Source organism: Tessaracoccus sp. MC1627, assembly GCF_014164725.1.
GTDB lineage: Bacteria > Actinomycetota > Actinomycetes > Propionibacteriales > Propionibacteriaceae > Arachnia.
Window position 1 is genome coordinate 14,859 of sequence record NZ_JACJGA010000005.1, and the last position, 20,116, is coordinate 34,974.

A 20,116-nucleotide genomic window follows, 5' to 3' on the forward strand; every position below is an offset into this window, starting at 1 on the left:
CTCCTTTCCGGTTTTCGACTATCAGGCGAAAACTAGGGGAACTGTAGCATGCCATCCATGGCTCCCCACACCCCGCGCGATTCCGTGGGCGTCGCGCTGTACCGGCACGAGGCCATCGGGGCGGTCCTGCAGGTGCGCGGGGTCGACGACGGCGCCCCCCGGCTCTCCGTGCTCCTCGCCGGCCGGGACCACGAGCCCTACGCGGGCCGGTTCGCGTTGCCGAGCGGGCCCGTCGAGCCGGAGGAGACCCTGGAGGCTGCGGTGCTGAGGCATCTCGCGCAGAAGGTGGACGTCGCGGGGCTGACGCACCTCGAGCAGCTGGGCACGCGCTCAGACCCCGGCCGCGACCCGGCGCAGCGCACCATCGGCACCAGTTACCTCGGCCTCGTGCCGACGGTGCTGGAGCCACATCTGCCCGAGCGGGCAGCGTGGTTCGCCGTCGACGATCTGCCGGAGTTGGCGTTCGACCATGACAGCGTGGTGGCCCAAGCGGTGACCAGGCTCAGGGCGAAGCTGAGCTACACCAACCTCGGGTTCGCGCTGATGCCGACCGAGTTCACGGTCGCGGAGCTGCGGGAGGTCTATGTCGCGGCCCTGGGCCACGACGTCAAGCCGACGAACCTGGAGCGCGTCCTGACGAGGCGCGGCCAGCTGGTGCCGACGGGGGAGATGTCGGCGCCCGGCACGAAGGGTGGCCGCCCGGCCCGGGTGTTCCGTTTCCGCGACCATGCTTTGGTGGTCACCGACCCGTTCGCCGTCCTCCGCCCCGAGTAGGCCTCACCCAGCGCGGGGAGGGGGGTCGGCGTCGTCGCGCCCCGGGATTGAGATGGTGTCGTTCACGGCATCGGCCTGCCCACCGCGGATGCCGATGAGGGTGGCCAGCAGAATCAAAGCTCCGCCGGCCACGAGGCGGATTGTGACGGCCTCGCCGCCGAAGCCGACGGCGAACGCCGAGGCGAAGACCGGCTCGAACGTCATGAGTAGGGCCACCCGGGTGGGGGTGATGTGGCGCTGCGCCCAGGTCTGCAACAGCATCGTGACGATGCCGGCCATGATCGCGGTGTAGACGATGGCGCCCCAGACGCCGGGGTCCGCGGGCACGTGGTAGCCGCCGGGGAGGCCCAGGAAACCGGTGGTCAGCGCCACGCCGATGAGCTGGACGATGGCCAGGCTCATGGCGTCCATGGAGCGTGACCACCGGTCCAGCAGGACGATGTGAACGGCGTACAGCGCCGCGCCGACGAGGGTGAGCGCCTCGCCGACTCCGCCGTTGCCGAGCCCGGTGAGGCTCAGCACCGCGAGCCCGGCGAGTGCCAGCGCCACCGCCACCCACGTGCGGACGTTGAGTCGGGCCTTGAAGGCGATCCACATGATGATCGGGGTCAGGACCACGTACGTGCCGGTGATGAACCCGGAGACTGAGGCCGCCGTCGTCTGCAGGCCCACGGTCTGGACGATCTGCGCAAGGCCGTAGAGGCAGCCGAGGGCCAGTCCGATCTGCCACTGCGTGGCGGTGAGGCGGCTGAGTCGTCGCCAGAAGACGAAGGCGGGGATGGCGGCTCCGACGGCGAACCGGACGGCGAGGAAGTCGATGGGGTCGATCTTGCTGACGGCGTCCTTGATGATGAAGAACGTCGACCCCCAGATCGCCGTCACCACGAGCAATGCCAGGGTGGCGACGGTTGGCTTCCGCATGCTCCTCCTCCCGCTCTGTGTGTCGCGGGAAGTCTACGGGCGGCTAGCCGGAGGCGCGGATCTTCAACTCCACCGGCAGCGTCACCGGAGACGCGATCTCCCGCCCCTCAACGAGGCCCAACACCATCAGGGTGGCCTGCCGGCCCAACTCGACCGCGGGGTTGACCACCGTCGTCAAGGGCGGGTCGAGTGTCGCGGCGGCCGCGAAGTCGTCGAATCCGATCACCTTCACCTGCTCGCCGATCCGGATCCCGCGCGCCCGGAGCGTATCCATCACGCCTTGGGCCATCAGGTCCGAGGCCGCGAAGATCCCGTCGATCGCTGGGTCTGCGTCGAGCAGCTCAGCCGCCGCGCGGGCGCCCGACTCGCGGGTGTAGTCGCCGTGCGCGACGGCGACCTCGAGCCCCGCATCCTCGAGAACCGTGCGCCAGCCGGTGAGTCGGTCCAGCGCCGCCGACATGTCCGACGGGCCAGCGACGGTGGCAGGGCGGCGCACCCCCGTCGCCAGCATCCGCTCCGCCGCGAGACGTGCGCCGCCCAAGTTGTCGGTGTCCACGAAGTACGGATGATGATCAGTGTCCGGAAGCAGCGGCGCCCCCAGGAACACCGTCGGGATGGGCAGGTTGAGCGCGGCCGCGACCAGCCCGTCGGAGCGGTGGTGCGACACCACGATCGCCCCCGCAACGCGCCCCTCAAGCAGGAAGTCGACGACTGAACCGGACCGGTCCGGGTGTGACGCGAACACCATCACGAGCTGCATGTCTGTGCCGGCCATGCCGTCGTTGATGCCGGCCACAGCCAGGCCGAAGAAGGGGTCCGAGAAGACCATCCCGTCCGGCTCCGGCACCACCATCGCGAGCGTGTTGGAGCGCCCCGTCGCCAGGGACCGGGCCGACGCGTTGGGCACGTAGCCCAGCTTGGAGACGGCGGCCCCCACCTTGGCAGCGGTCTCCGTTGCCACCCCGGGATCGTGACGCACGACGCGTGACACCGTGGCGCGCGAGACGCCCGCGAACCGTGCGACGTCCTCCAGCGTCGGCCTCACCATCGTCGGTCCCTTCACTACCCCTGCACGCCATTCTGGCGCGCAGCGTCACGGAAGAATAGAGCCGACGCCTTCGGGGTGCGCTGCTGTGTCTCGTAATCCACGCGCACGATGCCGAAGCGCTTGTCGTAGCCCCACGCCCATTCGAAGTTGTCCATCAGGGACCACACGAAGTACCCGCGCACGTCCACCCCGGCCGAGATGGCGTCGTGGACGGCGACGAGATGGTCGCGCACGAACGACACCCGGTCCTGGTCGTCGACAAAGCCCTCCGCGTTCGCCACGTCAGGCATCGCGGCGCCGTTCTCAGTCACGTACAGCGGGATGCCGGCCGGGCCGGTGTACTCCTCCTGCAGCCGCACCAGCAGCCGGGTCAGGCCCTCGGGCTGGATCTCCCAGTCCTGATCCGTGACCGGCAGCCCGCGCGGCACGGACGTCACCCACTCGGAGCCGATGTTCGGGTTCCCCCGAACCCGCCCGTCGGGCAGCACCACCGGTGCGTAGTCCGACGACGGCGTGCCGGTGACGGCCTCACCGTGGTAGTAGTTCACGCCCAGCACGTCGATGGGGGTGGAGATGATCTCCAGATCCCCCGGCTGGATGGCGTCCTCGAGGCCGAGCCCCGCCAGGTCTTCCAGCACGTCCGCCGGGTACTCCCCGCGGAAGATCGGGTCCAGGAAGAAGCGGTTGAAAATCCCGTCGATCCGCCTGGCGGCCTCCACGTCGTTGGCCGACGACGGGTCCAGCGGGTCCGGAACCGTGTGGTTGGTGGTGATCCCCAGCGTGGCCGACGGCGCCAGCTCGCGCAGCCGCGCCGTCGCCATCCCGTGGGCCAGCAGCAGGTGGTGCGCCGCGTGCAGGCCTTCGCGCCGCGAGGCATGCCCGGGGGCGTGCTCCCCGCAGGCGTAGGAGAGGAACGACGAGCACCACGGCTCGTTGAGCGTGGTCCAGATGTTGACCCTGTCACCCAGCGCGGCGTGCATCGCCTCGGCGTACTCGACGAAGCGGTAGGCGGTGTCGCGGTTGGTCCAGCCCCCCTTGTCCTGCAGTGCGGCGGGCAGGTCCCAGTGGTAGAGCGTCACCCACGGCGTGATGCCGTGGCCGAGGAGCTCGTCGACCAGACGTGAGTAGAAGTCCAGGCCCCGGGGGTTGAGGTCCTTGTCGTCGGGGCGCACGCGGGGCCACGACGTCGAGAAGCGGTAGGACTGCAGTCCCAGGTCCGCCATCATGCCCACGTCCTGCGGCATGCGGTGGTAGTGGTCGCAGGCGACCGTGCCGTCGTGGCCGCCGAAGACGGCGCCCGGCTCACGGCAGAACACGTCCCAGATGGAGTCCGTGCGGCCGTCCTCGTGGGTGGCCCCCTCGATCTGAAACGACGCGGTGGCGCTGCCCCACAGGAAGCCTGGGGGGAACTGATAGGCGGTCATCCCTTGACTGCTCCTTGCATGATGCCGGCCACCAACTGGCGCCCGGCGACGGCGAACAGGACAACCAGCGGCAGCGTGGCGACGAGGACGCCGGCCATGATGAGCGAGTAGTCCTTGAAGTAGGACGCCTGGAGCAGCTGCAGCGCCACCGGGAGGGTGGGGTTGGCAGAGCCCAGGATGATGAAGGGCCAGAAGAAGTTGGTCCAGGACCCGACGAAAGTGAACAGGCCCAGCATTGCCGCGGCGGGACGGGCCGCCGGGAGCGCGATGGACCAGAATGTGCGGATCATGGAGGCGCCGTCTACTCGGGCCGCCTCGATCAACTCGAAGGGCAGCGCCTCGCGCAGGTACTGGGTCATCCAGAACACACCGAAGGCCGTGACCATGCCGGGCACGATGACCGCCTGGAGCTTGCCCACCCAGTCCAGCTCGGACATGAGGATGAACAGGGGCACGATGCTGAGCTGCGTCGGAACCGCCATGGTCGCGATGACGAACACCAGCAGGCCGCTGCTGCCGCGGAACCGTAGCTTCGCGAACGAGTAACCGGCCAGCGTCGAGAAGAACACCACTGAGATGGCGGTGATCGTGGAGACGATCACCGAGTTGCCCAGCGCCGTCCAGAACTTGATGTCCGAGGTGATGACGCGACCGATGTTGGCCATCAGGTTGCCACCAGGGATGAAGGACGGGATGGGGTTGCGCGCGATCTCGGGCGCGGTCGAGGAGGCCAGCAGGATCGTGAAGTAGATCGGGTAGATCGAGATGAGCACGACGGCGGCGAGGGCGGCGTACGTCGCCCAGCCTGGGCGCTTGTCAACGCCGTGCAGCTTGCGTCGCACCGCGCGGGCTGCGCCCTTGCCTGCCAACTGCTCGACCATGGGGGAGGACATCTGCGTGGACATCAACGGCCCGCCTTTCCGCTCGAGGATGACGCGATGGAGCGCGTGATGAGGTAGTTGATGACGCCCACCAGGATGATGATGAGGAACAGGATCCAGGACACGGCCGCGGCGCGGCCGAAGCTCTTCTGGGCTCCCCAGCCCAGCTCGTAGATGTACATCGTCAGCGTCATCCACTGCCGGTCCGCGCCGCCCTGGCCCAGGGTGTCGAACATGCGGGGCTCGTCGAAGATCTGGAGGCCGCCGATGGTGGAGGTGATGACGACGAAGATGATGGTGGGCCGCAGCATCGGGATGGTGATGGAGAAGAAGGTGCGCCAGCGGGCGGCGCCGTCGACGATCGCGGCCTCGTAGACCTCCCGCGGGATGGCCTGCATGGCGGCGAGGAAGATCAGCGCGTTGTAGCCGGTCCAGCGGAAGTTCACCATGGTGGCGATGGCGATGTGGGCGGCCAGCGGATCCGCGTGCCAGCCGATGCCGGCCGCGCCCAGGTTCGCGAGGACCGCGTTCACGAGGCCGGACTGGTCGGCGAAGATCTTCGCGAAGATCATGGAGACGGCCACGGGCGCCACCACGTAGGGGAGCAGCACGCCCATCCGCCAGAAGGTCTTCGCGCGGAGGTTGGTGTCGAGCAGGTAGGCGATCACAATCGCGGCCATGACCTGCGGCACGGAGGAGAGAAGGAAGATCGAGAAGGTGTTGCGCAGCGCCTTGTAGAAGTTGGGCTGCTGCAGCACGTCGGTGTAGTTCTTGAGGCCCACCAGGTCGCCTTGACCGCCGATCAGGTGCCAGTCATGCACCGACACGTAGGCGGTGTACACCAGCGGAAACAGGCCGACGATGAAGAACAGGATGAAGAACGGGCTGATGTACAGGTAAGGCGACGCCTTGACGTCGAGCCGGCTCAGGCGCTGGCTCAGGGTGAGCTCTCTCATGGGGATGTCTTTCGGGCAGCGGGGACGGGGCGGGGTCGGGGGCCGGGGGGCGACCCCCGACCCCGCGGTGAGACTCAGCTGAGGCCGAGGGCGTCGTAGGCCGCGAGGGCCTTGTCCCACGAGCCGGCGGCGTCGTCGGTGCCTTCGACGTCGACACGGTTCAGACCGTCAGTGACCAGCTGCGCAAGGGCGAAGTAGTTCGGGCCCTTGAAAGGCTGCACGGTGACGGCCTTGGCGCGGTCGGCCAGGATCTGTCCGGTGGGCGCGTCGTTGAAGAACGCGTTGGTGGACTCCAGCAGGGCCGGGTCCTCGAGGGCATCGACCTGCGACGGGAAGGTGCCCTTGGCCTCGAACGCCTTGATCTGCTGCTCAGGGGCGGTCAGCCATGCGGCGAGCTCCTTGGCCGCCTCGTGGTTGGGGCCCTGCTCAGGAACGGTCAGGTAGGAACCGCCCCAGTTGCCGCCGCCGCCCGGGTAAACGTTGGCGATGTCCCAGCCCTCGACGCCCTCGGCGTTGCCCTCGATGACGCCCAGCATCCAGCCGGGGCAGAGCATGGTGGCGAACTTCTCACCCTGGAAGGCGTTGGTCCAGTCCTCGGTCCACTGCGCCAGGCCGGCGGACAGGCCGTCGTCGACGGCAGCGGTGGCGATCTGGTCGTAGATCCCCTTGATCTCCTCGTTCTCGCTCAGCGGGATGGGGGTGCCGTCCGAATTCTCGAAGGGGTTTTCCACCTGGTTGACCATGCCCTGGAAGGTGGCCGAGGCGGAATCGAACCAGGCGACGCCGCCCGACTTGGCCACGTAATCCTTCCCGACGGTGAAGTAGTTGTCCCAGTCGCCCTCGAGCAGCGCGGCCACCTCCTCGCGGTCGGTCGGGAAGCCGGCCTTCTCCATGAGGTCGGCGCGGTAGCAGATGCCCTGGGGGCCGATGTCGGTGCCGTAGCCGATGAGCTTGCCGTCTTCGGTGGTCACGGCGGCGGTCTTCCAGTCGAGCCAGCGGCCCTCGAGCTCGGGGTCCGCCAGGTCGACGAACTTGTCCGGGTACTGCATGAGCTCGGTCAACCAGTCGATCTCGATGGCCTCGATGTCGGCCAGGCCCGAGCCTGCGGCGAGGCGGGTGTTCATGTTGTCGCGGGCCTCGTTGGCCGTCGCGGCCTTGCGCTGCTCGACGGTGATGTTGGGGTTGTCGGCCATGTACTCCTTGATCAGCTCTTCGTAGCCGAACTCGTTGAACGTGGCGACGGTGAGGGTGATCTTCTCGTCCGGGTTCGCCGAGGCGTCCTGGGACGTGGTGGCGTCGGGGGTGCCCGACGAGCAGGCCGTCAGTAGGGCGCCGACGCAAGCGACGGCGGCGAGATTGCGAATGACAGGACGCACGGTGACTCCTTTGTGATGACTGTGTGCCTTCCCGTAGAGAGCGCTCTCATCTGTCTTCGGCGAATCATCGAGAGCGCTCTCAGGGATTGCTAGAAGCGTATGTGCGACCCCCGCCGAAAGTCAACCGGGGTTATCAACTTGTGATAATTGGGCCCCACCGCGGGCTCTGCCCTCCCCACGGACGGGGCCTACGGTCCGCGGCGGCTGAGGGGGACCGGCCTCGCCCATGGGGCGCCCCGTCGGCAGGCCCAAACCGCCGGCCTGCCTAGCCCCAACGCCCGACCCACCGCGACCGGTCCCCCTCAGCCACCGCTCGGCGCTCAGGTGCGGGTTGCCCTGACTTCGCCGCCGCCGATGACTGCTGGGGATGGTTCCTGGTGGTCGGGTGGTGCCGGGCTGCGCCCGCTGTGGCGTGAAGCGGTGCTGGGTGGTGGCGGCCGGGCCGGGTTGGCTCGGGCATGTGCGACGAGGTCAGGCGCGTCAGCGCCTCATCGAGGAGTCACGGGCGGGACCGGCCGCCACCATCCAGCGCCAACCCGACCCACGCGTTAAGGCCCCCGAGTTCAGGCCCCGACCTCATCAGCTGGTGCTAGGGCGGAGGAGGGGGTAGAGGATCGTCTCGCGGATGCCGACGCCCGTCAGCAGCATAATCAACCGGTCGATGCCCAACCCCAGACCGCCCATCGGCGGCACCCCGTACTCGAGCGCCTCGATGAAGTCGCCGTCGAACTGCATCGCCTCCGGATCACCCCCGGCCGCCTTCAGCGACTGCGACACCAGCACCTCGCGCTGGATTACCGGATCCACCAACTCCGTGAAGCCCGTCCCACGCTCCAGGCCGCCGATGATCAGATCCCACGCCTCCACCTTGCCCGGATCCGTGCGGTGCTGGCGGGCCAGCGGCTGCGCGATCGACGGGTAGTCGTAGACGAACGTGGGCTGCAGCAGGTCCGGTTCGATCACCTCGGAGAACAGCTCCATCGCCATCTTGTCCGCGGCCCACTTGGGGTCGTACTCCACCTCGTGCGCGTCGGCGATCCGGTGCAGGGTCTCCAGGGGCGTGTCGACGGTGATCTCCTCCCCGAACCGCTCGGACATGGCCGGGAAGACCGACAGCCACGGCCACTCGCCGTCGAGGTCGATGACGCCCTTCGGCGTCTCGATCTGCCGCGACCCCACCGCGTCCGCCGCCGCCACGACGATGTCCTGGATCAGTCGCGCGATCGTGCGCTGGTCCCCCCACGCCATGTAGGCCTCGAGCATGGTGAACTCCGCGGAGTGCGTCGAGTCGATGCCCTCGTTGCGGAACACCCTGCCCATCTCGAAGACGCGGTCCGCGCCGCCCACCATGGTGCGCTTGAGGTGCAGCTCCAGGGCGATCCTCAGCGTCATGTCGATGTCGAACGCGTTGATGTGGGTGGTGAACGGGCGCGCCGCGGCGCCGCCGTGCACGAGCTGCAGGATGGGCGTCTCCACCTCGATGTAGTCCTGCGCGTACAGCGTCTGGCGGACCGCCCGGGTGATGGCGGCGCGCGTGCGGACCATCTGGCGGGCGTCGTCGCGCACGATGAGGTCCACGTAGCGACGGCGCACGCGCGCCTCCTCGGAGAGGTCCTTGTGCATCACGGGCAGCGGCCGAAGCGCCTTGGATGCCATCCGCCACTCGGAGGCCATGATGGACAGCTCACCGCGCTTCGACGAGATGACCCGGCCGGTCACCCAGACGAAGTCGCCGAGGTCCACGTCGGCCTTCCAGGCCGCGAGCGCCTCATCGCCCACCTCGGCCAGCGACAGCATCACCTGGAGGCGCTCGCCGTTGTCGTCGGGGGTGAAGCCGTCCTGCAGGGTGGCGAAGGCCAGCTTGCCGGTGTTGCGGATGAAGACCACGCGCCCGCCGGTGGTGACGAGGTCCTGCGTCTCCTGCCCGGCCTCAAGGTGTCCCCAGGTGCCCCGGATTGCCCGCAGGGTGTGGCTGCGCTCCAGGTCCGCCGGATACGGCTCAACCCCGGCGTCCAGCAACCGGGCGCGCTTCTCCTTGCGGATGGCGGTCTGTTCCGAGTCGCTGGGCAGGGCGGAGGGGGTATCAGTCACGCGGGACATCCTAACGGGTGGGGGTGTCCCGCCCGTCACGGCGAGGGCTCACGCCCAGCTGACGCGCACCCCGTCGACGGTGTCCTCGAAGACCACGCCGGCGAGGCTTTCGGTGGTCCAGTCCGCGGCGAGCTCGTCGGCGCGGTGCTCGGTCAGGACGCCCAGCACCTTCATGCCGGCCGATCGGGCGGCGGCCACCCCGGCGGGGGCGTCCTCGCAGACCAGGCAGCGCGCGGGATCCACGCCCAGCCGCAGGGCTGCGAGCAGGAAGCTGTCCGGGGCCGGCTTCCCGTTCTCCACCTGGTCCCGGGTCACGATGACCTCGGGGCGAGGCAGGCCGGTGGCGCCCAGGCGGGCGTCCAACAGCGCGGTGGTGCAGGAGGTGGCGATGGCGCGACGGTGGGTGGGGATGGCCGCGAAGGCAGCGGCCGCTCCTGGGAGCGCCACCACGCCGTCGGTGTCCGAGACCTCCAGCTCGTCGATCCGTGCCCCGGCAGCGGGCGCGATGTCTGCAGGCAGGAGCGCGCGCGCCACCGCCTCGGCCGGCCGGCCCGTGTACTGCCGCAGGGTCTCGAGATCCACCCCGTACTCGGCGGCCCACAGCCTGTAGGCGCGATGCATCGAGGCGATGGAATCGGCGAGGGTGCCGTCGAAGTCGAAGATGACAGCGTCGAATGTGCCGATCCCGGTCACTTCCACAGGGTCATTCCTGTGAAGCTCACGACGATCAGGCCCAGGCCGATGGCCAGGTTCCAGTCCCCGAGGGAGCGCATGAAGCCGATGTACTCATAGGCCAGGTTCCAGGTGACCATCCAGGCGACGCCGATGAGGCCGATCGGCAGGAAGACCGCCGGCACCCAGGACCGTCCGCGGGGCGCCAACCGGGCGGCTTCACGTCGCTGCTCCGTGAGCTCTGCCTTCGCCTTGGACTTCTTCTTGTCCTCGGCGGTCTTGCGCACCTTTGATTCGGGCACTTTTGCCTCCTTCGTCGGGCACCTAGCCTAGGTCAGCGTCGACGAATCGCCCACATCGGCGCCTGAGGAATCCCTGGCGCGCCGCGCGCCGGGTACCGTGGGGCCATGGGCATGTGGGGCGCGCTGAAGCAGCGGGTGCCGCGCGTGCGCGCCAACATCGGCAAGAACCAGCTTCGGCACCGCTCCGGCCGCGGACGGGTGACCACCATCCTGGTCTGTGTGCTGGCGGGCTTCATGATGACGGTGGCGGCGCTGGCAGCCCGAGGCACGGATCTGAGGACGGACCGCAACGCGGACATGCGCGACCTCATCGTGTCGCAGGGCCAGCGCAACGCGGAGTTGAGCCTGGAGGCTGACGAGCTGCGGGCCGAGGTGGCGTCGCTCGGCTCGGGCCAGGTGGGCACAGGGGATCTCGCCGACGACCTCGCTGAAGCCGAGTTCCGGGCGGGCCTGGTCGCGGTGGGCGGGCCGGGCCTGAGGGTGACGCTGACCGACGCCCCCAACGACGTCCGCCCCGCAGGTGTTGACGACGACGCGCTCGTCGTCCACCAGCAGGACATCCAGGCGGTGGCCAACGCGCTGTGGGCCGGCGGGGCGGAGGCGATGACCATTCAGGGCCAGCGCGTGATCGCGACCACCGGCATCAAGTGCGTCGGCAACACCGTCGTGCTGCACGGCATCCCGTACGCGCCGCCGTATGTGATCGAGGCCGTCGGGGATCAGCAGCGGCTGCAGGCTGGGCTCGATGCGTCCGAGGCGGTGCAGATCTACCGGCAGTACGTTGACGCCTACGGCCTCGGCTACGCGGTGGAACGGCCCCAGCAGCTGGAGCTACCCGCCTTCAGCGGCACAACCGGCATCTCCCTGGCGCAGGCCGCCGGCTGACGGTGTCGCGGCGCCGCCGAACGGCGCGCGGCGGATCGGGCTCCCGGTGGCACAATGGCCGCGTGGCAGCCATCCTCGTGATCGACAACTACGACTCGTTCGTCTACAACATCGTGTCCTACCTGGCGCAGATCGGCGCCGAGGTCGAGGTGTGGCGCAACGACGATCCGCGCTTCGCGGAGGAGGGCTGGCACAAGCGCTTCGACGGCGTGCTCCTCTCCCCGGGGCCCGGCACGCCCGAGGAGGCCGGGGTGTGCGTCGACGTGGTGCGCACGCTCGGCGGCGTGAAGCCGCTGTTCGGGGTGTGTCTCGGCCTCCAGGCCATGGGCGTGGCCTACGGCGGTGTCGTGGACCGCGCGCCGGAGTTGCTGCACGGCAAGACCTCCCCGGTGTTCCACGAGGGCAAGGGCGTGTTCAAGGGCCTGCCATCGCCGGTGACCACCACGCGCTACCACTCGCTGGCCATCGTCGAGGAGACCGTGCCTGACGTGCTTGAGGTCACGGCGCGGACGGAGACCGGTGTGATCATGGCGGTCCGGCACCGCGACCTCGCCGTCGAGGCGGTCCAGTTCCACCCTGAGTCGGTGCTCACCGAGGGGGGATATCAGATGTTGGCCAACTGGTTGGTCGAGTGTGGCGACGACGACGCCCCGCGCCGCGCCGAGGGCATGTCCCCGTTGGTCACCACCACCCTCGACTGATCCCGGCCCCCGGGGGCTACCACCCCTCCGCAGAGTGTGGATTCCGGGATGGTAGACCGACCCCGAGGTCACACTCTGCGGGCACCCCCGATTTCCGAGCTTCCGCGGGAGATTTCGAAGGCTCCAGAACCTGCGCGTGAACGCACGGGTTGGGGACGGCAGGGCGGCACTGCGCAGCGGTGCCCAACCCGACGATCACCCAGCTGGCATCCCGCCCAAGCAGACCCAACCCCAACGCCGCCCTGCCGGCCCGCACCCGGGACAGGACCACGCCACAGGGAGGACCGAGTGCGGGGAGACGGGAGACGATGCCCGGGCGGCCTCAACAAACCGACCACAGATTGACCGGCGGCGATCAGCGGACCCTGGACAACGGCCGCCTGGGCATCGACTCACGGCTCCCCGCACCCGACCACCAGAACTGCATGAAGGTGGTAGTCACGACCCTTCGAGACGGTCCACGCCGCTTCGCGGGCGGCCCTCCTCAGGGAGCGAAAGGGGACGGTCCTCGCCGCTCCGCGGGCGGCCCTCCTCAGGGAGCGGAAAGACGGCTGCGCCGCTCCGCGGGCGGCCCTCCTCAGGGAGCGAGGGGACGATCCGCGCCGCTACGCGGGCGGCCCTCCCAGGGAGCGGATGGGCGGCCCTTCTCAGCTCAGGGAGCGGGAAGGCCGGGCCAAGCCGCTCCGCGTCGTCCGGGGCTACGGGGTCGCGGACGGGTCAGGAGTCGGGGGCTCAGAGGCCGGCGGGGAAGGGGGAGGTGTCGGGGTCTCAACGACGGGTGGCTCACTCGTGGGCGGAGGCGTCGTGGGTTCAACCTCCGGGGGAGCCACCGCGACCCTGATGTTGATCACCGTTCCACGGTCCAGCGCCGTACCGGCGGTCTGATCCTGATCGAAGACCAGGCCGGACGACACCTCAGTGGTCTCCTCCTCAGTGACCTCAACCCGGAAGCCCGCAGCCTCAGCCTCACGCTGCGCCGCCGACGCCGTGCGCTCCGTCAGCACGGGCACCAGCGAACGACCCGTCGCCACGGTCAGCACGATCTGCTGATCCGGCGGCACCGTCGCACCGGAGGCCGGATTCACCGACACCACATTCCCCGCGACAGCATCGATCGGCTCGGTGGCCGGGTCCGCATCCTCCTCGGTGACCTGGGTCAGTCCGGCCGCCTCGAGCAACCGTCGAGCCTCCGCGACCGTGACCCCCGTCAGCCCATCGGGCACCGTCTTCTCGTCCGGCCCGCTGGAGACCACCAGTGCCACCCGTGACCCGGGTTCCACCATCGTCCCCGCCACTGGATCCGAGCTCAGCACCACCCCCTCGTCGACGTCCGAGCGCGCCTCGTAGGTGACGTTGGGCACCAGCCGGGCGTCGGTGAGGATGTTGGTGGCCGCCAGCTCGGTCTGCCCCACCACCGTCGGAATCTGGACTGTTGCCGTCGACGGCGGCTCAGGCGGGTTGAGGATGGTCCAGATGGCCACGCCCATGGCGATCAGGATGAGCCCGGCGACGATCGCCAGCGCGATCACGCCCTTGTTGGACTTCTTCTCCTCGGGCTCCATCAGGTCCGTGTCGGTGGGAGAGAGCACCGGCGACGGAGCAGGCACCACAGCCCCCCGTCGCGCGGTGGTGGTCATCGGATCGCTCGGAATCACCTTCGTGGCCGGCTCTGCCGGCAACGCGGCCAGCACAGGTTGCCCGTTCAGAGCGCGGAGAAGGTCCTCGCGCATCTCGGAGGCGTCCTGGTAGCGGTCCCGCGGGTCCTTCGCCAGCGACTTCAGCACGATCGCGTCCATCGACGGGCTGATCTCGGTGTCGATCTCCGACGGCGGCACGGGAATCTCCCGCACGTGCTGGTAGGCGACGCTCACGGGGGAGTCGCCCTTGAACAGTGGCTGCGAGGTGAGCAGTTCGTAGAGCAGGCAGCCGACGGAGTAGATGTCCGAGCGGTTGTCCACCTTCTCGCCGCGCGCCTGCTCGGGGGACAGGTATTGCGCGGTGCCGATCACGGCCGCGGTCTGCGTCATGGTGGCGGAGGTGTCCGCGACAGCCCGGGCGATGCCGAAGTCCATCACTTTGACGGTGCCGTTGGGGGTGAGCATGACGTTGGCGGGCTTGATGTCGCGGTGGATGATGCCGGCGCGGTGTGAGTAGGCCAAGGCGTCGAGCACGCCGGCCGTGAACTCCATGGCGCGGTCCGGCACGATCTTGCGGCCGTCGCGCAGGACCTCGCGCAGCGTCACGCCCTCGACGAGCTCCATCACGATGTAGGGGACAGAGACCTCCGACGAGGGGTCGCGCTCCTCGCCTGTGTCGTAGACCGCGACGATGTTGGGGTGGTTCAGACCGGCCGCGGACTGAGCCTCCCGTCGAAAACGGGCCTGGAACGTGGGGTCGCTGGCCAGGTCCACCCGCAACCGTTTGACCGCCACATCGCGCTCGAGACGGAGATCCCGTGCGCGCCACACCTCGGCCATGCCGCCCCGACCGATCACCTGGTCGAGTTCATAGCGGCCGCCGAGCAGCGCTCCTCGCTCTGTCATCGCTTAACGATCCTTTCGGTCAGTCACGCACAATAGTGCGCCATCTACCTGAGAGGTGTCTGAGAAGTTCATCGGAGAGCCTCCAGTACGGCCTTGAAGATGGGGGCCGCGAGCCGACCCCCGGAGATGTCGTCGCGGTCCACGTCGGCGTTCTCCACGAACGCGACGATGGCCACCGACGGGTCCTCGGCGTAGCCGACGAACCACGCGTAGGGGGGGCGGTCCGGCGCGGTCTGGGCGGTGCCAGTCTTCCCGCCGACCACGACGCCGTCGGTCTGCGCGGGGCGCCCGGTGCCGTCCTCGACGGTGGCCACCATCATCTGCTGCAGCAGCCCGGCTGTGGAGCCGCTGATCGGCTGGCCGATCACCTCGGGGCCACGGGAGCTCAGCACCGTCAGGTCCTGGTTGGTCACGGTGCTGACCAGGTAGGGAGACATCATGACGCCGTCGTTGGCGATGGCGGCCGCCACCTGCAGCATCTGCAGGGGGGAGGCGGCCACGTCGTACTGACCGATCGCCGACAACGCGGTCTGGGCCTCGTCGAGCTCGGTGGGGAACCGTGACGTGGCGGCCGCGAGGTCCAGGCTCTGTTCCTGGTTGAACCCGAACGCCTCGGCCATCGCCTGCAGCTTGTCGCTGCCCAGATCCAGCGCCAGGGACCCGAAGGCCGTGTTGCACGAGGTCTGGAGCGCCTGCTGCAGGGTCACGGTGGTGCCGCCGCAGTTGGTGGAGTTGCCGATGGAGCGGCTGGAGTTGGGCAGCCGCAGCGACGCGGGGGCATCCAACTCGCTGCTCGGCACCATGCCGTCCTCCAGAGCCGCCGCAGCCGTGACGAGCTTGAAGGTGGAGCCGGGCGGGTACACCTCGCGGGCGGCGCGGTTCTTCAGCGGCTCGTCCGGGGAGTCCAGGAGCTCCGTCCAGGCCTCCCGCGCCACCTCGAGGTCGACGGTGGCCAGCCGGTTGGGATCGTAGGTGGGCGTGGAGACCATGGCCAGGATCTCGCCGGTCTCGTAGTTCATCGCGACGGCGGCGCCCTGCTGGCTGCCCAGGGCGCGGACGGCCGCGGCCTGGGCGCGCGGGTTGAGGGTGGTGGAGATGTTGGCGCCCTGCGAGCTCTGCCCGGTGACCAGATCGACGATCCGGTCGATCGACTGCTCGGACGAGGTGCCGGCCAGCTCCTCGTTGAAGGAGCTCTCGAGGCCGGAGCGGGCGTAGTCGTAGGAGTACCAGCCGGTCACCGTCGACCACAGCTCTCCCGCGGGATAGGTCCGCACGTAGGGGAACCGGCCGGGCCGGGGCACCGAGACGGCGATGGGCTCGTTGCCCACCAGGATGGCGCCGCGGGGGCGGGCGAACTCGGCGTCGCGGACCCGACGGTTGCTCGGGTGCGCGTTGAGGTCCTCGGCCTGGACCACCGAGATGGCGGTGAGGTTGAGCAGCAGCGCGGCCATCATGAGGGCCACGAACACCGTCACCCTGCGGATGGGCACGTTCATCGGCTGATCACCGCCGTCTCATCGTTGACCGCACCCATTTCGCGCGGGGCGGCCGTGGCGGCCTGGGGCATCCGGCTGCGATGCGAGATCACCATAAGGATGGCGATGATGATCCAGTTGGCGATCAGGCTGGAGCCGCCCTGGGACATGAACGGCGTGGTGAGGCCCGTCAGCGGCAGGAGCCGGGTGACGCCGCCGATGATGGCGAACACCTGCAGCGCGAACGTGAAGCTCAGCCCGGTGGCCAGCAGCTTGCCGAACCCGTCGGGCGAGGTGACTGCCGTCTTGAAGCCGCGCGCAACCAGCAGCGCGTACACCAGCACGATGGCCATGAGCCCGAGCACGCCGATCTCCTCACCCAGGGCGGCCGCGATCATGTCGCTCTTGGCCAGCGGGGTGAGCCCGGGCCGGCCGAGGCCCCAGCCGCGGCCGAACAGTCCGCCCCAGGCGAACCCGAACTGCGCGCTGATGATCTGAAGGTTCTGGTCGTAGTTGCTGAACGGGTCCAGCCAGGCGTTGACGCGGCGCGGCACGTGGTGGGTGAACTGGTTGGCGGCAAGGGCGGCGACGACGAAGGAGAGGCCGGCGAGGATGGGCCACGCGGGCCGCTCCGTCGCCACGTAGATCATCACCGTGAACAGCCCGAAGAACAGCATCGAGGTGCCCAGGTCGTTCTGATACACCATCACCACCAGGCACAGCAGCCACATCACCGCGATGGGCCCGAGGTCGCGGGCGCGGGGCAGTTCGATGCCCATGAACCGCTTACCGGCAAGCGCGAGCACCTCGCGCTTCTCGTAGAGGTAGGCGGCAAACGCGATCGACAGCGCGATCTTGGCCACCTCGGCGGGCTGGAACGAGAAGCCGAAGACCCGGATCCAGATCTGGGCGCCACCCGAGGAGACGCCGATCACCGGGAGCAGCGGCAGCAGCAGCAGCACAAGGCCGGAGATGAACAGGAGGTAGGGGTAGCGCTGGAGGCGGCGGTGGTCGCGGAGGCCGATCGCGACGGCGGCGAACAGGATCAGCCCGAGCGCCGTCCACAGCAGCTGGGTGGCCGCGTCGTCGTTGACGGGCTCAGGGATCTGGTCGATCCGCGAGATCATCGCCAGGCCCAGGCCGTTGAGGAGGAACACCGACGGCAGGATCACCGGGTCCGCATAGGGCAGTCGGAAGCGCACGACGAGGTGCGCGGCAACCCCCATCCCGTACCAGAGAGCGGTCACCGGAATCAGGTTCTGGGGCAGTTCGCCGTAGAGGTTGAGGCTCGTGATGACCCAACCGGCCAGACCGAACGACTGAGCGAACAGCACCAGGAACAGCTCGACCGTCCGTCGCTTCTTGTAGACGATCACCTCATCCGAGACCGCCGGCTGGACCGCTGCCGTCATCAGCAGGCCTCGGGGTCAGCCTCGGCGCTGGCCGTGGGGGTCGCGGTGACGAGGGTGGAGGGAAGCAGGAAGCTCGGGGGAGCGGACTGCGCGGTGGCGCCGGGCACCGCCGACAGCGTGGTGGTGGGCAGCCCGGGGATCGTCGACGACGGGGTGGCCGTCGGGCTGGGTGACGGCGACAGCTGCGGCGTGGGCTGCTGCCTCTCCTCCCGCACCTCGACGCAGCGCTCGGCCAGGGTGCGCAGCTGCTGGGTGGTGCCCCGGGCGGCGGGCAGGCTGTCCACCTGGATAGCGCCGTCCACCACGCGCTGATAGAAACGGGGCAGGTCGGTCACGGGGATGTCGGTGCGCTGGGTGAGGGTGTTGAGGTCCAGCCCCAGCAGTGAGCCGGGGATGCCGTTGTAGATCGCCACGTACCCGTCGTCGGCGGCCACGAAGTAGCGGGTGCGCGAGTACGAGATGACCCCCCACGCGCTGCCACCGAGTACCAGAGCGACGGCGAGGACCAGGGCCGTGATGCCGGGCCAGCGGTGCTTCGCCTCGTGCGGCGCGTAGCGCGCCACCTCCGCCGCGTCGTGCTCCACGTCGACGGCGGGTGCGGACTGCGGCCACTGCGGCCCGCGTCCAGTGCCGCCCTTCGTCATGGCCAACTGCCCCGTCCGGGGGACCTTGAGGTCGACGGCGGCGCCGACGAGCTGGCCCTCGAGCGCGTCAAGGGCGTCGTCCTGAGGCACGACGTCGCCGATCACGATGGTGATGTTGTCGTGGCCACCGTTGGCGTTGGCCGTCTCGGACAGCCGGGAGATCGCAGACGACGCGTCGTCGATGGTGAGGAACTCGCGGAGGGTCGCATTGTCCACCAGGCCGCTGAGCCCGTCGGAGCAAAACATGAGGCGGTCGCCCACCTGCGCGTCGAGGACTTCGAGGTCCGGCTCGAACTCGACCTGTCCGTTGAGGACCTTGAGGATGAGCGAGCGGTGCGGATGGGTGGCGGCCTGCTCCGGGGTGATCTTGCCGTCGTCGAGGAGCGACTGGACCCACGAGTGGTCGTGGGTGAGCTGGGTGAGTTCGCCGTCGCGGAGCAGATAGCCGCGGGAATCGCCGATGTGCGCCAGCCCGAACTGGGTGCCGTTGAACATTGCGCCGCAGAAGGTGGTGCCCATGCCGTCGAGCTCCAGGTCCTCCTCGATCAGCTCCGTGAGTTTCGTGTTGGCGCGGGCGATCATCCCGGCCATCCGCTCCAGCATCTCCTCGCCGTCAGCCGCGCGCTGATCCGAGCGTGCCGCCTCCTGCGCCGCGACGGCGGAGGCCAGGTCACCCGCTGCGGCGCCGCCCATGCCGTCGGTGACCAGCAGCATGGTGGGGGAGGCGTAGCCGGAGTCCTGGTTGTTCTTGCGGATCCTGCCCACTTCCGAGTGGGCGGCGAAGCGGAGGGAGAAGGTCATGGATCAGATCTCGAACCGCATGAGGGTCTTGCCGATGCGGACCACGTCCCCGACGGTGACCTTCGTGGGTTCTGTCACGAGTTTGCCGTTGACGTAGGTGCCGTTGGTGGACTGCAGGTCCGTGATCACCCAGGTGGTGGGGTCCTTCTGCACCAGTTGGGCATGCCGGGCGGAGGCGTAGTCGTCGTCGAGGAGCAGGGTGGAGTCCGCGGCGCGGCCGAGGTTGATGGTGGGCTCGACGGGGACCGCGGTACCCTGCTGCCCCCCGGCCGTGATGGCGAACCGGGTGGGCAGCTTCGAACGGTTGCGGCCCCGCCCCCGGTCCGCGGGGATGGCCGCGAGCGATGAGACGGGCACCCGGCGACCGAACATGTCCGTGCGCACCACGTTGGCGACGAAGAGGATGAACAGCCAGATCATGGCCATGAAGACGATCTTGATCGTCCCGACGAGAAGGTCAGACACGCTCAGGATCCCGTCGGTGAGTGGATCAGCATCCTGGTGTTGCCGACCTCGATCCTGGCCCCCTCGCCGACACGGGTCTTGGTGACCCGGCTCCCGTTGACGTGCACGCCGTTGGTGGAGCCGAGGTCCTCGACGGTGATCACCGGGTGATCCGGGTCACCGGAGACGCTGATCATCGCGTGGCGCCGGGAGACGCCGGGATCGTTGAGCCGCAGGTCCGCCTCGGCGCCGCGGCCGATCAGCAGGCCTGGCGCCACCAGCGGATGCCGCACGCCGTTGACCTCGACGACCAGCCGTCCAGGGACAGCCGCAGGAACGGAGGAATGGCCCGCGCCCTCGGAGGGGAGGGCGTGGCTGGTTACGGTGAACTGCCCGGTGGGCAGCGATTCGTCGAGGGAGTAATCGATGGTGACGGGCCCGTTGAACACGTAGTGGCGGTCCGCGGCGTGGTCCCGGATGCCGGGCAGGATCTCGGCGTTGAGGGTCTTCGAGTAGGGGACGAGCCTGTCGAAATCCGCCTGTGAGAGGCCGATGGTGAAGGCATTGGGCACGAGGCGCTTGTCGCGCGAGAGCAGCTTGGCCTCCGCGTCGAGCTCGCGCTGGATGCCCGCGACGATCTCCACGGGATGCACGAAACCCTTGAAGGCCTTCGCGAAGACCTTGCCCACGGCGGACTCGATCCGCTTCTCGGCTTTGTCAAAGACTCCCATGTGCCTCCTCTCGGTGCTTGGACAGCGCCTCCCCC

The 20,116-nt window shown here is 69.0% G+C and carries 18 protein-coding genes; 3 read left to right on the top strand and 15 right to left on the bottom strand.

The genetic code is table 11. The features are described 5' to 3' along the window. The first annotated feature begins 57 nt into the window (after positions 1-57). Entirely contained in the window at positions 58-774 is a 717-nt protein-coding gene (locus H5399_RS11170) for an NUDIX domain-containing protein (protein WP_182783138.1), read from the top strand. A gap of 3 nt (positions 775-777) precedes the next feature. Here H5399_RS11170 and H5399_RS11175 read toward each other — a convergent pair whose 3' ends face one another. From H5399_RS11175 to H5399_RS11215, 9 genes are all read right to left on the bottom strand, one after another. Then, entirely contained in the window at positions 778-1,695 is a 918-nt protein-coding gene (locus H5399_RS11175; RefSeq protein WP_182783139.1) for a DMT family transporter, read from the bottom strand. 43 nt (positions 1,696-1,738) lie between these two features. Continuing rightward, positions 1,739-2,743 carry a LacI family DNA-binding transcriptional regulator gene (locus H5399_RS11180; protein WP_182783140.1) on the bottom strand — a complete coding sequence of 335 codons (1,005 nt, stop codon included), beginning with the start codon at positions 2,741-2,743 and terminating at the stop codon, positions 1,739-1,741. A gap of 14 nt (positions 2,744-2,757) precedes the next feature. Further along, entirely contained in the window at positions 2,758-4,167 is a 1,410-nt protein-coding gene (locus H5399_RS11185) for a GH1 family beta-glucosidase (protein ID WP_182783141.1), read from the bottom strand. Next, complete coding sequence (locus H5399_RS11190) at positions 4,164-5,072, bottom strand: carbohydrate ABC transporter permease (protein WP_220489491.1); 909 nt, start codon at positions 5,070-5,072, stop codon at positions 4,164-4,166. Before H5399_RS11190 ends, H5399_RS11185 begins: the two co-directional genes overlap by 4 nt. Further along, positions 5,072-6,004: a carbohydrate ABC transporter permease gene (locus H5399_RS11195; RefSeq protein WP_182783142.1), complete on the bottom strand. Its 933-nt coding sequence runs from the start codon at positions 6,002-6,004 to the stop codon at positions 5,072-5,074. Before H5399_RS11195 ends, H5399_RS11190 begins: the two co-directional genes overlap by 1 nt. Positions 6,005-6,078: 74 nt before the next feature. Beyond that, positions 6,079-7,380: an ABC transporter substrate-binding protein gene (locus H5399_RS11200; protein ID WP_182783143.1), complete on the bottom strand. Its 1,302-nt coding sequence runs from the start codon at positions 7,378-7,380 to the stop codon at positions 6,079-6,081. Between the two features lie 579 nt (positions 7,381-7,959). After that, the gene (gene lysS, locus H5399_RS11205; protein WP_370585756.1) at positions 7,960-9,471 is read right to left on the bottom strand and encodes a lysine--tRNA ligase; all 1,512 of its coding nucleotides are present in this window, start codon (positions 9,469-9,471) and stop codon (positions 7,960-7,962) included. A 48-nt stretch (positions 9,472-9,519) separates the two neighbouring features. After that, positions 9,520-10,164, bottom strand: a complete 645-nt coding sequence (locus H5399_RS11210) for an HAD-IA family hydrolase (protein WP_220490973.1) — start codon at positions 10,162-10,164, stop codon at positions 9,520-9,522. Beyond that, positions 10,161-10,445, bottom strand: a complete 285-nt coding sequence (locus H5399_RS11215; protein WP_182783145.1) for a cell division protein CrgA — start codon at positions 10,443-10,445, stop codon at positions 10,161-10,163. Before H5399_RS11215 ends, H5399_RS11210 begins: the two co-directional genes overlap by 4 nt. A gap of 105 nt (positions 10,446-10,550) precedes the next feature. Here H5399_RS11215 and H5399_RS11220 point away from each other — a divergent pair, with 105 nt between their 5' ends. Both H5399_RS11220 and H5399_RS11225 read left to right on the top strand, forming a co-directional pair. Further along, complete coding sequence (locus tag H5399_RS11220; RefSeq protein WP_255422274.1) at positions 10,551-11,330, top strand: DUF881 domain-containing protein; 780 nt, start codon at positions 10,551-10,553, stop codon at positions 11,328-11,330. Between the two features lie 62 nt (positions 11,331-11,392). Next, entirely contained in the window at positions 11,393-12,031 is a 639-nt protein-coding gene (locus H5399_RS11225; protein WP_182783146.1) for an aminodeoxychorismate/anthranilate synthase component II, read from the top strand. A 698-nt stretch (positions 12,032-12,729) separates the two neighbouring features. Here the strand turns inward: H5399_RS11225 and pknB are convergent. From pknB to H5399_RS11255, 6 genes are all read right to left on the bottom strand, one after another. Further along, positions 12,730-14,574, bottom strand: coding sequence for a Stk1 family PASTA domain-containing Ser/Thr kinase (gene pknB / locus H5399_RS11230; protein WP_182783147.1), 1,845 nt, complete (start codon positions 14,572-14,574; stop codon positions 12,730-12,732). A gap of 68 nt (positions 14,575-14,642) precedes the next feature. Then, on the bottom strand, positions 14,643-16,070 hold the full coding sequence (locus H5399_RS11235; RefSeq protein WP_182783148.1) for a penicillin-binding protein 2: 1,428 nt from the start codon (positions 16,068-16,070) through the stop codon (positions 14,643-14,645). Next, positions 16,067-17,461 carry an FtsW/RodA/SpoVE family cell cycle protein gene (locus tag H5399_RS11240; protein ID WP_182783149.1) on the bottom strand — a complete coding sequence of 465 codons (1,395 nt, stop codon included), beginning with the start codon at positions 17,459-17,461 and terminating at the stop codon, positions 16,067-16,069. The genes H5399_RS11235 and H5399_RS11240 overlap by 4 nt, the downstream gene beginning before the upstream one ends. Beyond that, positions 17,461-18,906 carry a PP2C family serine/threonine-protein phosphatase gene (locus H5399_RS11245; protein WP_182783150.1) on the bottom strand — a complete coding sequence of 482 codons (1,446 nt, stop codon included), beginning with the start codon at positions 18,904-18,906 and terminating at the stop codon, positions 17,461-17,463. Before H5399_RS11245 ends, H5399_RS11240 begins: the two co-directional genes overlap by 1 nt. Positions 18,907-18,909: 3 nt before the next feature. Continuing rightward, positions 18,910-19,371: an FHA domain-containing protein gene (locus H5399_RS11250; protein WP_182783151.1), complete on the bottom strand. Its 462-nt coding sequence runs from the start codon at positions 19,369-19,371 to the stop codon at positions 18,910-18,912. A gap of 2 nt (positions 19,372-19,373) precedes the next feature. Then, entirely contained in the window at positions 19,374-20,081 is a 708-nt protein-coding gene (locus tag H5399_RS11255) for a DUF3662 and FHA domain-containing protein (protein ID WP_182783152.1), read from the bottom strand. Positions 20,082-20,116: the final 35 nt, after the last annotated feature.